The sequence below is a fragment of the Psychrobacter sp. H26 genome (assembly GCF_059073035.1).
In genome coordinates this window covers 1,163,546-1,177,983 of the sequence record NZ_JCACRW010000001.1, presented here as the reverse complement: position 1 = coordinate 1,177,983, position 14,438 = coordinate 1,163,546, and the positions used below count along the sequence as shown (strand labels likewise).

The following is a 14,438-nucleotide window of genomic DNA, read 5'->3' as shown; positions in this document are numbered from 1 at the left end:
TATAGAGCATGTCTGGTATTTATGTTGGCAATGCAACAATACGACAATGCAATAGTATGACAGCCATTAAAAATAATAGACAAACCAAACGATTCAACGAGAGCCTGTTATGAGTGATGAAATAAATTCGCAGACCTTTGCGGTGCTACCTGTCTCCAAGATCACCAATAAACCTGTGCTACATTTTGCCCATGCCAATGGGATGCCAAGCGCTGTCTACGAGCCATTCTTTGAGAAATTATCAGCGTTCTTTACGATTGAGTATATCGCCATGTTGGGCGATACCCCCGATTACCCCGTAGACGATCATTGGCGTAGCCTAACGCAGCAGATTATTGACAGTGTAAAAGATGCCTGTGACAAGCATGGCGTCGCGCAGGTCGTAGGTGTGGGGCATTCGCTAGGAGCCATGTGTACCTTGCAGGCAACGTACCGTCGGCCAGAACTATTTGCTCAAGCCGTACTGATGGATCCGCCTTGGATTTATGGCAAAGTCAGTTTATTGTGGCATTTGGCAAAAACAGCAGATAGATTGCCACTTATGAATAACCGCTTGATGGACAAACTATCACCAGCAGGTGTGTCCAAACATCGCCGCGATGTATGGGATAGCCGAGATGAGGCCTATGAAAAGATGCGCCACAAAGGATTTTTTAAAAACTTTGATGAACGCAGTTTTCAAGGGTATATCAATCATGGCTTGCACGAGCGTGCAGACGGTAAGGTCACATTGGCCATTCCTAAAGCCAGTGAAGTCGAAGTGTTTCGCACCAATCCTTCTTGGTATTGGCTAGCCCCAAATCGTGGTCCGAAGGTGCCTGTTACCTTAATTATAGGTCAAGACAGTATCTTCTTAAAACGCCGCTTTCCCCAGCAGATACAGTCGCGCTTAGGCATTCCTTATGAGACTCATAAAGGGGGTCATATGTTCCCGTTAGAGCATCCAGAGTCTGTCTCAATGCAGGTGCTCGCCTTGATCGAGCAGCAACTGCCAAAATAAAAGTAAGGTACCATCAACTCGTCAGGCTCTTGGATCTGAGCTGACTGTCTATTTGCTAAGTGATATTGATATGTCCAAGAACCCTGTGTCCAACAAACCTATGCCAAAAAACTCTACGCCAAATAACCTAGCTGAACCGTCTGATAGGCAACGCTTGCCTCATCGTGCGCCATTGTTTTCACGCTTAGGAGTATTTGTATTAACAGTAGGTATGGTATTTGCGTTTTTTATCAGTCAATTGGTAGGCGTATATATTGCTGGCAAGCTGGTATTACCTGCTACAAAAAATGCATCGATGGGGGATATATTCTTTTTTGGTAGTAATGATGGGACGGTCGTAAGTATCTCGATAGTCATAGGCTGCATACTGTTGGTAGCGACCAGTATTCTCGTTATTCGTCTACGAGGCGGTAAGGTGCGTCAGTACCTAACATTGAAGCCGTTTTCATTTGCGGTAGGTATGGGTATGCTGGGCGTGCTATTGATATTTATGATTGCCAGTCAAGCGCTGACCTATATGCTAGATATGACACCGCTGGTTTTTGTCGATCCACTATATCAATCGGTAAGCTCAATATGGCTGTTGGTCTTTGCGATGGTAGTCGTTGCCCCAATTTACGAAGAAGTTATTTTTCGGGGCATCTTATGGTCAGCGATTGCAGAGCAGTTCACAGCGCCGTCATACTCTGTGCATCACGGCGCGATAGTAGCAAGTATCGTGACAAGTTTGATATTTGCTATTATCCATGTGCAGTACGGTATTTATGAGATCAGCACTATTGCTGTACTGGCACTGATATTTTGCTATGCCCGTATTAAGTCAGGGTCACTATTACTGCCAATCGCACTACATATCATTAATAATGGGGCAGCGATGTGGCAGTATCTCTCACAAGTATCGTAGTCAAAATTGACATTGTAATAGTGACAATATGACAGTAGTGACTAAAATCTATAGTCTGTTAAATTGACTGCATGCCAATCTGTGCTATGCGTCAGGATTTAACAACAATACCTCATCTGCCGCTCTTTTGACATCATCGAGAGTAAGCTGAGGTTTGCCGCTTAGTGCTTGTCGCCATTTACGTGCGCCCATCAACCCCTGAAATAATCCCAAATAATGTCGCGTCATTGTTGGGAGTGCTTCGCCTTTTTCAATTTGTTCTTCTAGATATGGATATAGCCGTGCCAAGATTTCTGAGCGCTTAGGGATAGTCTCGGGTGTTGTCTCGCCCCACAAGCTATTGGCCTCTGCTAATAGGTACGGGTTATGATAAAACGCTCGTCCTATCATCACGCCATCGATATGCTGCAGGTGCATTTTGATGTCTTCTATCGTGTCGATACCGCCATTGATTTCGATATCTAGCTCAGGAAAGTCTTGCTTTAAGCGATAGACATCATCATAACGTAGCGGTGGTATCTCGCGATTTTGCTTAGGACTAAGACCTTGTAGCCATGCCGTACGTGCATGAACAATAAAACGTGTACAGCCAGAAGCGGCTACTGTCTGCACAAAATCGACCATAAACTCGTAGCTGTCAAAGTCATCAATACCAATACGGTGTTTGACTGTCACTGGAATGTCGACAGCTGCTTGCATGTGCTTGACCAAGTCGGCAACCGTTTTGGGCTCTGCCATCAGACAAGCACCTATCTTATTATGTTGTACGCGATCAGAGGGGCAGCCGACATTGATATTGACCTCGTCATAGCCATACTGCTGAGCAAACTCAGCACACTGCGTCATCTCATCGATGTCTGCACCGCCAAGCTGTAATACAAGCGGGTGCTCGAGCGTATCAAAACGTAGATGCCGTGCTCGGTTACCATGTATCAATGCACCAGTACTGATCATCTCGGTATATAGATACGTATGCGGATTGAACAGTCGTGCAAAGTAGCGATAATCTGTCGTTGTCCAGTCGATCATTGGCGCAACGGAGAGGCGTTTGTTGGTCATATCAACCATGATTATTGAGCCTTAATATTTGTGTCTTAAATAAATGGATAAGGTGCAATGGACGAGACATCCCATTGCACCTTAGTTTTAAACTTTGTTCAAATCAGTGACTGATCCATTATTTATAAAATAACATGATCAATTTTTTTGAATTCGGGCAAATTATAGAAGTAAAGCCCCATGATAATACCGATAGAGCCTACAAAGGCAATATATAGCGCTGGTGAGAAGCTGATAAGCGTCGTGGCGTAACCAAGACCAAAGGGGATCAGTACACCAACGATACCGTAGGTAATATTATAACAAAAAGCGATACCTGTGAGACGTACATTGGTCGGAAATAGCTGCACTAAAATGGCAGGGACCATGCCCACGATACCGGCACAGAATCCCAAAAGTGCATACATAATCAATATATAATCGCCACCCGCCTGCAAATGATAAAAGAACGCCAACGTTTGAGCGATAAGTAGAACAGAACCAATGACCAAAATTTTACCAAAGTTCTCATGGGTCGAGATCATGCCATAAAAGACACAGCCAAGAATCATAAATACGATGCCCAAACTGTGAGAGAAGCTAAACAAATCACTGTCTAAAGTAAAGTTGATTTCTATTAAATCTGGCAGTAGTAGGACAATAACAGAGGTAATGCTAGATATCACTAGAGTCAGTACCATACTGACAAAGATAGAATGCTTGCAGCGCTTGAATAACACCGTAAATGGTCTACCCAAATTCTTACCAGTTTTTGGCTTATCTAACGCCAAGAAAAATGGGGTCTCTTTAACCAGTCGCCATACCAACAATGGTAGACAGGTTAGTAAGGCACCAACAAAAAACGGCAAACGCCAGCCATAGTCAGTCAACTGTACGGTGGTCATAAAGCCAGTCAGCCACAGAAAAAACGCATTAGAGAAGAGTACCCCTACCAAAAAGCTAGCGGTAATGTAGCTACAAGCCACTGACAAATACTGTCTAGGCACATGCTCCGCCACAAACACCCAAGATAACGGTACGTAAAGACCAAATGCCATGCCCTGTATGATTCTCAGCAGTATGAATAACGCAGGTGCAAGCGCGCCCCACTGCGCATAAGTAGGCAGACAGGCCATCGCAAGCAAGCTACCTGCCGTGACGATTATGCTCAGAAAAAGGGTAGGTTTTCGACCTTTGAGATCACCATAACGCCCGAACAGAATACCCCCAAGCGGACGAGCTAAGTAACCAATGACAAAAAGCCCCAGTCCTTGTAGTTTGGCGACATTGGGGTCAGTATCAACAGGAAAAAACGCAGCGGTCACGATATCTGCAATGTATAAGTAAATCAAAAAGTCAAAAAAGACGATCGCACTGATGAAGCTTACGAACATAACGGTATTTTTGTCTTTTGTAGACATCAAGGCGTATTGAGAACGAGACGGCATAATAGATCACGCTTCCACAGGGTAAAGTGGCCATTAAGACGATCATCGTTTAGATAATCGGCCATGATAAAAACCGGCAAATCAAAGTATATAAACAATGATTTGCCGAAACAGTAATTTTGTGTGTGTTGTAATAAGAACTTTGATTACAGGATCTGGCTTTTACCAGAAGCGAAACTGCACATCCTGTACTTTTAAGGACTATTTAGAAAAGAATTTACATACTACAGCAGCCAATCGATGGGTAGCCAAGACATGATAGTAAGCCAAATATGATCACCCATATCAACTCGTGGCTCTGACTCGTAAACGACCTCTTTGCCATCTTCCATCGTGTGCCACTCTAAACTGCCATTGTCTAGCAGCTTGACCTCATAAGCCTGATTTAACAAATCATCACTAAGCGCACCGTGTAGCTGTCTTGCTAGCTCGTCATCATTGATAATGACACCCATTTCGGTGTTGATATTGGCCGAGCGAGGGTCAACGTTGTATGAGCCAATAAACACTTGATAATCATCAACTGCAAAGGTTTTTGCATGCAAACTGGTCGATGACTGGCTACGTGCTCGCCACAGTTTATTATCGCGTTTTTCTTCACCAGCCGTTGATTTTAACTCGTATATTTTGACACCTGAGCGAAGTAGGTTAGGGCGCCATTGGCTATAGCCAGAGTGAACGGCAGTGACATCAGTGGCATCAAATGAATTGGTTAAGATTTTGATATCAACACCAGATTCAGCCAGTTTCACCAACGTATCGACACCATCTTTGGTCGGCACAAAATAAGAAGAGATAATGGTCAGCTGTTTGGTTGGGCTACCAAGTAACGTACGCAGTTGGTGAACCAAATTGGTTTCAGAGGAGACGCTTTTAGACAGTTTGCCCACATCATCACTCAAGAACTGCATGTCCGTCCAACGAAAGGGCACCTGTTTGTTGATCAGATCAGTATCAATGGTAGAGTCTTCGATAGCAGCCTTATAGACAGTCAAACTGCTGCCTTCGTTGTTTTGCTCATCGATACCGAGCTTGTCCAAAGCCTTTAAAAAGTCAGGCGTAACGTCAGTATCAAATTCGGCTAAGGTCTCAATATCAAACGCCAAAGGAGATGACCAGTAACTGCCAAAGCTATTGTCAATGTCTGCGACCACCTTTCCGATAAGCAAAACATCCAAATCTGCAAACTGACTGCTTTGATCGTTACTTAGGTATTCGTTGCCGATATTACGTCCGCCAATGATGGTGATTTGCTTATCAAAAGTCATGCTCTTATTGTGCATACGGCGATTGATACGCGGCAAACCAGTGACGTAGTTTAAGGTCGGCATTTTGCGGTGCATCAAAGGGTTGATGATGCGCACTGCGATATTAGGGTGGCTAGCAAAACGTAGCAAGTGCTGATCAAACTTTGCACTGTTATTAAAATCATCTAACAACAAACGCACGATGATACCGCGTTCAGCGGCTTCCCATAAGTCTTTCAAAAGTAACTGCCCAGCTTGGTCATTGTGCCAAATATAGTACTGCGCATCGATATTGCGCGTGGCCATACCTGTCAAGATACTACGCGCTGCAAACGCATTTGCCCCAGTAACAATCGGATGGTAGCCTGATAAGTCAGGGTGGATCTCATTCTGGGCAGTGATGGCGGTCACCAGATCAGTGGGACTTGGCTCTGCTGTAATTTCTGGTTCAGAGTCTGGGCTATCTGACTGTTGGTATAATGCATTGACTCGGGCAGATAGCTCTTGGCTATCAGACAGGTGCGGCTGCTCAGGTAGACTCTGGCAAGCACTTAGACCCAAAGTCAGACCAAGCGTTAGACTGAGCGATAAGGTGTTTGCTTTTATACTGAACGTCGACATAACGAGTTTACCTTAGTGAGTCTAAATAATGCTGATAAATAAAATGTATGAATAAGTAATGTGCTGAAATCGTTCAGCTATTTTAGAGATGATAGCATTGATTGGATGCTCTATCATCATATCACCAAGGCAAAACCCAAATCGCCGCTCAGCTTAGCAGCTGTTTGCATATCTGCCTATTATAAATACGTTATTTTTGTTAGATGAAATGGCTGCTTTTACTATAATCTAGCCAATTTATATCGCGATAACAGAATCTGTATACGTGAGCAGTGCAGTATATGATAATAATATTTCAGGGTGCTCTGAAACCAGATGTGCAGAATAAGGCGACATGATATGATAACCTTGATGAATTTGCTTGATAATCAGAAAAATAAGCAGTCATTTTATACCAACCAAAGTAAAGCAACGGAACGTCTATGAGTCAGTCGCAAACGAAAGATGAAAGCAGTTTGAACCAAAAAGCCTCAACCAACGGGTTGGATCCAAACTGGCGCAATGATGCCTTAGATTTGGGTCTTGACTATGGTATGCAAACCATTGCTGTACGGGCAGGTCAACACCGTACCGATGAGGGTGAGCATTCAGAGCCTATCTTTACTACCAGCTCTTATGTCTACCAATCAGCTGCTGATGCTGCTGCTCATTTTGACGGTACAAAAACTGGTAATGTCTACTCTCGTCATACCAACCCAAGTGTACGTACTTTTGAGCGTCGGTTGGCTGCATTAGAAAATGGTGAGCGTGCTGTTGCGACGGCCTCTGGTATGGGCGCGATCTTGACCATGTGTTTGGCGTACCTTAAAGCAGGCGATCATCTACTCGCAGCCAATCAATTATTTGGCTCATCTATTGGCCTATTTAACAACTATATGGCCAAGTTCGGTGTGGAAGTCAGCTATGTGGATTGTTTTGACAATGACGCATGGGCAAATGCTGTTCAACCAAACACCAAAGTTATTTATTGCGAAAGTCCCAGCAATCCGCTAGCGCAGATTTGTGACATCGGTTACTTGAGTGAGCTATGCAAAGCCAATGATATCTTACTGGTTGTTGATAACTGCTTTGCCACGCCAGCATTACAGCGCCCACTAGACTTGGGTGCGGACGTGGTTATTCACTCGGCGACTAAGTATTTAGATGGACAAGGGCGAGTATTGGGCGGTGCGTTGGTTGGTAGTGATAAGCTGATGCAAGACGCATTTACCGTGGTACGCTCAGGCGGTATCAGCATGAGCCCGTTTAATGCATGGGTATTTACTAAAGGACTTGAGACACTTAAATTACGTATGCAGGCGCATTGTCACAATGCTAATAAAGTCGCAGAGTTTTTGGTCAATCATCCTAATGTCAGCACCGTGCATTTCTCAGGCTTGATCGATCATAGCGCACACGAACTTGCCACACGTCAGCATCATATGAAAGGTGGCTATGGTGCTATCATGGGTTTTGAAGTCAAAGCGTCTGATAGTAGTGAGTCAAACAGCCGCGATACAAAAGAAGCAGCGTGGCATGTGATTGACTCGACCCAAATGGTCTCTATCACCAATAATTTGGGTGATGCCAAAACCACGATTACTCATCCTGCAACGACCACGCATTTCCGCCTGACTCCTGAAGCTCGTGCTGAAGCGGGGGTTAAAGATGGTCTGATTCGTCTATCAGTCGGTTTGGAAGATGTCGAAGATATCATCAAAGACTTGGCACGCGGTTTAGACAGTTTGTAAAGATAGCGGTATAATCACTGTTCACGCATGACATGAACTTTACGTGGTTCATGACTACTAATTACGATGCGCACCGTATAACATTCAAATATAAAAGATAAAGAGGCAACTATGAACATTCAAGCATTGATGCAACAAGCACAAACGATGCAAAAGAAAGTAGAAGCAAACGTCGAGTCGGCTAAAAAAGAGCTGGCTAACAAAGAAGTACAAGCCGAAGCGGGCAGTGGTCTGGTTAAAGTTACCATGACGGGTCGTCATGTGGTCAAGCGTTTGACTATTGATCCAAGTTTGCTAGAAGACGAGCCTGATATGATCGAAGATCTTATTGCGGCAGCCATCAATGATGCGGTTCGTCAAGCGGACGAGTTGTATGAAGAAACAATGGCAGGCGCGACCTCAGGTATGGGTCTACCACCAGGTATGCAAGGCATGTTCTAAGCGCTAAATATGTCGTACTGAAGTCAAAAATGGGGTTGTTATCGACACGATACGACCCCATTTTTATAGCTACGATTTATAAATTCAGTTAAATAAAGTCAACTAAAGGAAAGTCACTTTGCTTACAGCCAAATTTGATCAGCTAGTCAAGCAGCTGCGTATTTTGCCAGGTGTCGGTCAAAAAAGCGCCCAGCGAATGGCGTTACATCTGCTCAGCAAAAAACGCCCGCAGGGTATGGCACTTGCCCAAGCACTCGATGAAGCCATGCGCGATATCGTTGAGTGTCAGCGCTGTCATAGCTTTAGTGATGAAGAGGTATGTCCTCTGTGCCAAGACCCTAGGCGCGATGACAGTCTGCTATGTGTGGTTGAGACGGCGGCAGATGTGATGGCCATTGAGCAGACAGCAGGGTACCGTGGTCGTTATTTTGTGCTGGGCGGGCATTTATCACCTATCGATGGTATCAGTGCTGATGATCTAAATATTGACCAACTGGTGTGGCGAGTCAAGCAAGAACCCGTAGAAGAGATTATATTGGCAACGGGCACAACCGTTGAAGGTCAGACCACTGCTCATTTTATTAGCGAAGCCGTCAATCGTCATGTGAGCCGAGTCACGCGTTTGGCACAAGGTGTGCCGATGGGCGGCGAGCTTGAATATCTTGATAGTATGACACTTGGTCAAGCCATGCAGAACCGCTCTTTTTTATAGTATTTAACAAAGACTAAGTCTTAGCCACTTTGTTTCATGAAGTTGTTATAATTGTATTCTCCTTTAATCTTAATAAGATGCATGTTAGCGTTTTATTTTCTCTTATATATGCAGGTATCTGCCCGTGTCCAATAATGTTCCAAACGCTTCAGCCCATCCTGATCCAGATAGCATGACTACTGATGTCTCAGAGCAATCAGCTCGCACTGAAACGATACCAGCAGCGTTAGACGTTGATATACTAGACATTGACGCATTGCTGGATATTGCTGATGACGTTGCGATTACTTGGGTGCGTGAGCAGAATCAATTAGTTGAGGTTATTGACGCCTTAGCGACTTGCGGACGTGTGGCATTAGATACTGAATTTATCAAGCGTGACACTTATTATCCACGTTTGGCACTGGTACAACTCAATACTGGCGATCATGTGTATCTACTGGATGCCCCGCAATTACAGCTGGCAGAGTTATGGGAAGCACTGCGTAAAGTCGATGTGGCTATTTGGCATGCTTGCGGTGAAGATCTAGGTATTTTTTATCTGCTGTCTGGTTGTCCGCCACTGACCAATATCTTTGATACGCAAATTGCCTTGTCTTATTTAACAGGTCAATTGCAAATGGGCTACCAGCAGGCGCTCGCCGACCAACTGGATATGCATATTGATAAAGAGCACAGTCAATCTGACTGGCTACAGCGCCCGTTGACAGATGAGCAAGAGCAGTATGCAATTGATGACGTGCGCTACTTGCCAGCACTATATCTGAGTATTGAGCATGCACTAAAATCACAAGGACTGTACGAGTATGTCTGGGCTGATTGTCAGCTCTATGCCAGTGACTTGTATGATGCGCAGCATGTCGAAGACGATGCGATGTATCTTACGATGGCCGACTATCGCTATACATCACAGCAAATGGCTATCCTCAAAGGAGTGGCGACGTGGCGAGAAGAGTTGGCACGTGCGACCAATCAACCGCGTACCTTTATCATTAAGAAACAAGCGGTACGTGAGATCGTCACCGAAAAACCGAACAGCATGCGTGAGCTGTCGCACAAAACAACAATGCACCGCAGTATGCTGCGTCTGTATGGTGAAGAGTTGCTAAAAGTAATAAGAGAGGCAAAAAGCTTGCCACTCACGGAGCATCCAGACTGCCTAGTGCCGCCATATCGCTCAAAAAATAAAGTGCTGTCCAAAGCGGTGCAACAAGCGATTGATGAGCAAGCACGAGAGACTGGTGTACCTGCTAGCGTACTAATGCGCAAAAAATGGCTAGGACAATTGTATGAAGTCGTCGCTCTTGATAAAGATGTTAGCCAATTGCCACAAGGGCTGAAGGGCTGGCGTAATGACTGGGTCATACAAACCTTGATACCAGTGATCGAAAAGCACAAAACTGAGTTGCGTCAAGGCATGGGCATCAATGCCTAATAACGTCTAGTAAAGCTAAGAGCCGATATCTAAGATGGCGTTTAATCGTTAGCGTTTAAAGATGCCGTGCACTAAGAAGTATTTGGTCTGCTCAGCGACCTCTGGGTTTACGAGCATACCAGTATGAGAGACAGGCAGGGTGATATGATCTGCTGCCGCCTCAATCTTAGTTTCCTCTATATAGACGGTTCCGTCATGTGCCAGATGCTCTTTGAGTGGTGGCTTATCTGATTTACGCAGCTTGCGATTGTGATACTGCAAAAACATTTGACCCAAACCATAAGGACGATTGCCAGCGATCACGCCAAGGGTCACATGCTGTGGTAGTGGTGCGACAGTACCATCTAAGGCATCAATGTAGGAGCGACCAACGACAGCAGGGGTCAGTCGCCAGATATAATCGGCACAAACACTGCCGACATGCGGCGTACCTAGCGTCACACAATGGCCAATCTGCCATTTAGGATATTGAGCGACAAAATCACGAATGATTAGACCGCCCAAACTGTGTCCGACCAGATCTATAGGATGGTCTGGATGATGGTTTTTCTCTAACCAGTGGTTTAAGCGTGCGCTATTGGTTTTGATACTATCACGCATGCTCCGGTAGCTATATTGATAGGTATCAAACCCCGCGGCTTGCAAACGTTTGGCAAGTGGGCGCATTACCCAAGCTGTCTGGTGTAAACCATGTATCAGGATGACACGCGTCTTTCGTTTAGGTGATTTATGCTGCATAGTATTGCCCAATTAACTGCTTCGAAAAATCTAAGTTAAGTGTCTCGTTGTGGATACATTTTCCATTTTTATAAATACTACTATCAGTAATAGTACCTGTTAATCGAGTATATAAAAAGTCAGCAAAATAAAAACCTCCAAGCCAGTAGCTGGCTTGGAGGTTTTTTATACATGTAGCGTTTAAACAGTAACGATTACATATAGTTTTCGATACTTGGGCAAGAGCACATTAGGTTCTTATCACCGTATGCATCATCAACGCGTGCCACACTTGGCCAGAACTTGTTTGCGCGGATGTATGGCAGCGGGAATGCAGCAGTATCACGGCTATATGGATGCGTCCACTCTTCGCCAGTAATCATAGCAGCAGTATGCGGTGCATTGACTAATGGGTTGTCTTCTAGCGTCCAGTTATCTTCGCCCGCTTTGGCTTTGATTGCTTCAGCTTTGATAGATTTTAGCGCGCTAATAAAGCGATCCAATTCTTCTTTTGACTCAGACTCTGTCGGTTCAATCATCAGCGTACCAGCGACTGGGAAGCTCATCGTTGGTGAATGGAAACCATAATCCATCAAGCGCTTAGCGATATCGCTTTCAGTGATACCAGTCTCTTCTTTTAGCGGACGAATATCAATAATACATTCGTGAGCCACGCGGCCGTTTTTACCCGCATATAGGACAGGGTAGTGGCCTTTTAGCTCGGCTGCTACGTAATTGGCGTTTAGTAATGCCAGTTCTGTCGCTTTTAGCAGACCATCACGGCCCATCATAGCAATGTACATCCACGAGATAGGCAAGATGCTCGCTGAACCATAAGGGGCTGCCGATACTGCTGAGCAGTCTTTTTGCGCATTGTGTACAGGGCTCAAGGTATGATTGGCCATAAATGGTGCCAAATGCGCCTTCATACCGATAGGACCCATACCTGGACCACCGCCACCATGCGGGATACAGAAGGTTTTGTGCAGGTTCATATGTAAGACATCAGCACCAACGTCTGCAGGCTGCATCATACCAACCTGAGCATTCATGTTAGCGCCATCCATATAGACCTGACCGCCATGCTTATGAGTCAAATCACAGATATTGCGAATGCCTTCTTCAAACACACCATGCGTCGATGGATAAGTGATCATTAGCGCACCTAGACGATCACTGTGCTCTTCACATTTGGCTGTCAGATCATCAATATCAACGTTGCCATTCTCATCGGTTTTGACGACGACGACTTTCATGCCCATCATCATGGCAGTAGCAGGGTTGGTACCGTGTGCTGACATTGGAATCAGGCACACATCGCGATCGGTCTCGCCGAGTGACGCGTGATAACGGCGAATAGCGAGTAGACCAGCATATTCACCAGAAGCGCCAGAGTTTGGCTGCATAGAGACATCATCAAACCCAGTGATTGCTTTTAATTGATCTTGCAAGCTATCAATCATCGCAATATAGCCTGTGACTTGGTCACGCGGTGCAAAAGGATGCACATTAGCAAATTCAGGCCAAGTGATTGGTAGCATCTCACTGGTGGCATTCAATTTCATGGTGCAGCTGCCCAGTGAAATCATGCTACGGTTCATCGCTAGATCTTTGTCTTCGAGCGACTTGAGATAACGCAGCATTTCATGCTCGGTATGATGCGAGTTGAATACTGGATGTGACAAGATATCATCTGTACGCAGATGCGCACTATCGAGAGAAACGCGAGCGGTTTCAGGTAGCTCGTGAGACTTACTTACAAAAAGCTGAGTCAAGATTTTGAAATCTTGCTGATCGCTGGTTTCACTAAAAGCAACGCTTAATTTGGTGTCGCTTAGACGCCATAAGTTGTAGCCCACGTTGTCTGCGTTTTTGAAGATTTGAGTAGCGAGTTTTTCTGAACCGCAATCAATCACAACGGTATCAAAGAATTGATCGTGTACTACATTTAGGCTGCTGTCATTGGCTTCTTTGATAGCATCAGCGAAAGCAGTCGCAAAGGCATGAATACGCGTGGCAATGCGTTTGACGCCGCCTGGACCATGATAGACCGCGTACATACCAGCGAGATTGGCTAGTAATACCTGTGACGTACAGATGTTTGAGTTGGCTTTTTCGCGGCGGATATGCTGCTCACGTGTTTGTAGTGCCATACGCAGTGCGGTATTGCCTTGCGAGTCTTTTGATACACCAATGATACGACCAGGCGCTGAGCGTTTGGCTTTATCAGAAAATGCAAAGAAAGCAGCATGTGGACCACCAAAGCCCATTGGAATACCAAAACGCTGCGTGCTACCTAGTGCCACGTCTGCACCCATATCGGCAGGTGACTTAAGTAGCACCAAGCTCATGATGTCGCTGACGACACTCACATAGGTTTTGTTTTCTTTTACGGCACTGATGACATCTGTTAAATCTTTAACGTCGCCTTCTACGCCAACATACTGGAATAATGCGCCAAAATAATCACCAGATTTAGCCGTTTCAAAATCACCAACAACCACGTCCCAACCGAAGTATTTCGCACGCGTATGAATCACATCTAGCGTCTGCGGATAGACACGTTCATCAACGAAATACTGTGTTGATTTACTTTTGCTTACGCGCTTTGACATGGCCATCGCTTCTGCAGCGGCCGTCGCTTCATCAAGCAATGAGGCACCAGCTAACTCCAGACCAGTCAAATCGATACATACTTGCTGGAAGTTTAGCAATGCTTCTAGACGACCTTGAGCGATTTCCGCTTGATAAGGCGTATAAGCCGTATACCAACCTGGATTTTCAAGGACATTACGCTGAATAACAGCAGGCATACGGACAGGCGAGTAGCCTTGGCCGATATAGCTTTTATTAACAGTGATGTCGTCTGCCATCGTGCGCAGTTTGGCAAGTGCAGCATGCTCACTCATCGCCACTGGCAAATCCAACTCTTTGTGCAAGCGCACTGGTTCAGGCACTGTGTCATTGATAAAGCTTTGCATATCTTTATAACCAACAGCGCTGAGTAGGTCAGCTTGCTTGGTCTCATTTGAGCCTAAGTGGCGATAGACAAATTCAGCTTCGTTGAACAATCCTTGGAAGGTATCAAACGATGGGTTTTGAGAGATAGTCATGACAATCCTTGGTTAAGGGAGTAATAAACAAA

General features: G+C 45.1%; 11 protein-coding genes. 6 read left to right on the top strand and 5 right to left on the bottom strand.

From position 1 onward, the window contains the following. The first annotated feature begins 109 nt into the window (after positions 1-109). Positions 110-1,000 carry an alpha/beta fold hydrolase gene (locus AC5JPT_RS04780; protein ID WP_493857304.1) on the top strand — a complete coding sequence of 297 codons (891 nt, stop codon included), beginning with the start codon at positions 110-112 and terminating at the stop codon, positions 998-1,000. A gap of 100 nt (positions 1,001-1,100) precedes the next feature. Next, a complete protein-coding gene (locus tag AC5JPT_RS04775; RefSeq protein WP_493858430.1) occupies positions 1,101-1,904 on the top strand; it encodes a CPBP family intramembrane glutamic endopeptidase in 804 nt (267 codons plus the stop codon). Positions 1,905-1,988: 84 nt separating this feature from the next. Here the strand turns inward: AC5JPT_RS04775 and dusA are convergent, their stop codons facing one another. From dusA to AC5JPT_RS04760, 3 genes are all read right to left on the bottom strand, one after another. Further along, on the bottom strand, positions 1,989-2,972 hold the full coding sequence (gene dusA / locus AC5JPT_RS04770; protein ID WP_319050528.1) for a tRNA dihydrouridine(20/20a) synthase DusA: 984 nt from the start codon (positions 2,970-2,972) through the stop codon (positions 1,989-1,991). Between the two features lie 113 nt (positions 2,973-3,085). Then, positions 3,086-4,390: an MFS transporter gene (locus AC5JPT_RS04765; RefSeq protein WP_427620360.1), complete on the bottom strand. Its 1,305-nt coding sequence runs from the start codon at positions 4,388-4,390 to the stop codon at positions 3,086-3,088. A 224-nt stretch (positions 4,391-4,614) separates the two neighbouring features. Continuing rightward, positions 4,615-6,258 carry a phospholipase D family protein gene (locus AC5JPT_RS04760; RefSeq protein ID WP_493857303.1) on the bottom strand — a complete coding sequence of 548 codons (1,644 nt, stop codon included), beginning with the start codon at positions 6,256-6,258 and terminating at the stop codon, positions 4,615-4,617. Between the two features lie 422 nt (positions 6,259-6,680). Here AC5JPT_RS04760 and AC5JPT_RS04755 point away from each other — a divergent pair, with 422 nt between their 5' ends. The 4 genes from AC5JPT_RS04755 (at position 6,681) to AC5JPT_RS04740 (ending at position 10,576) form a co-directional block, all read left to right on the top strand. Next, a complete protein-coding gene (locus AC5JPT_RS04755) occupies positions 6,681-7,988 on the top strand; it encodes an O-succinylhomoserine sulfhydrylase (protein ID WP_493857302.1) in 1,308 nt (435 codons plus the stop codon). A gap of 111 nt (positions 7,989-8,099) precedes the next feature. Continuing rightward, a complete protein-coding gene (locus AC5JPT_RS04750; protein ID WP_319050524.1) occupies positions 8,100-8,429 on the top strand; it encodes a YbaB/EbfC family nucleoid-associated protein in 330 nt (109 codons plus the stop codon). 118 nt (positions 8,430-8,547) lie between these two features. After that, positions 8,548-9,141: a recombination mediator RecR gene (gene recR / locus AC5JPT_RS04745; protein WP_319050523.1), complete on the top strand. Its 594-nt coding sequence runs from the start codon at positions 8,548-8,550 to the stop codon at positions 9,139-9,141. A gap of 124 nt (positions 9,142-9,265) precedes the next feature. Next, on the top strand, positions 9,266-10,576 hold the full coding sequence (locus AC5JPT_RS04740) for a ribonuclease D (protein ID WP_493857301.1): 1,311 nt from the start codon (positions 9,266-9,268) through the stop codon (positions 10,574-10,576). 48 nt (positions 10,577-10,624) lie between these two features. On the opposite strand, the gene AC5JPT_RS04735 is transcribed toward AC5JPT_RS04740, so the two are convergent. Both AC5JPT_RS04735 and gcvP read right to left on the bottom strand, forming a co-directional pair. Further along, positions 10,625-11,314 carry an esterase/lipase family protein gene (locus AC5JPT_RS04735; protein ID WP_493857300.1) on the bottom strand — a complete coding sequence of 230 codons (690 nt, stop codon included), beginning with the start codon at positions 11,312-11,314 and terminating at the stop codon, positions 10,625-10,627. Positions 11,315-11,508: 194 nt separating this feature from the next. After that, the gene (gene gcvP / locus AC5JPT_RS04730; RefSeq protein WP_493857299.1) at positions 11,509-14,406 is read right to left on the bottom strand and encodes an aminomethyl-transferring glycine dehydrogenase; all 2,898 of its coding nucleotides are present in this window, start codon (positions 14,404-14,406) and stop codon (positions 11,509-11,511) included. Positions 14,407-14,438: the final 32 nt, after the last annotated feature.

What these genes read in the sequence shown, in the direction of transcription:
- AC5JPT_RS04780 (WP_493857304.1), top strand. Translation starts at nt 110, where the DNA reads ATGAGTGATGAAATAAATTCGCAGACCTTTGCGGTGCTACCTGTCTCC.
- AC5JPT_RS04775 (WP_493858430.1), top strand. Translation starts at nt 1,101, where the DNA reads ATGCCAAAAAACTCTACGCCAAATAACCTAGCTGAACCGTCTGATAGG.
- dusA (WP_319050528.1), bottom strand. Translation starts at nt 2,972, where the DNA reads ATGGTTGATATGACCAACAAACGCCTCTCCGTTGCGCCAATGATCGAC.
- AC5JPT_RS04765 (WP_427620360.1), bottom strand. Translation starts at nt 4,390, where the DNA reads ATGCCGTCTCGTTCTCAATACGCCTTGATGTCTACAAAAGACAAAAAT.
- AC5JPT_RS04760 (WP_493857303.1), bottom strand. Translation starts at nt 6,258, where the DNA reads ATGTCGACGTTCAGTATAAAAGCAAACACCTTATCGCTCAGTCTAACG.
- AC5JPT_RS04755 (WP_493857302.1), top strand. Translation starts at nt 6,681, where the DNA reads ATGAGTCAGTCGCAAACGAAAGATGAAAGCAGTTTGAACCAAAAAGCC.
- AC5JPT_RS04750 (WP_319050524.1), top strand. Translation starts at nt 8,100, where the DNA reads ATGAACATTCAAGCATTGATGCAACAAGCACAAACGATGCAAAAGAAA.
- AC5JPT_RS04735 (WP_493857300.1), bottom strand. Translation starts at nt 11,314, where the DNA reads ATGCAGCATAAATCACCTAAACGAAAGACGCGTGTCATCCTGATACAT.
- gcvP (WP_493857299.1), bottom strand. Translation starts at nt 14,406, where the DNA reads ATGACTATCTCTCAAAACCCATCGTTTGATACCTTCCAAGGATTGTTC.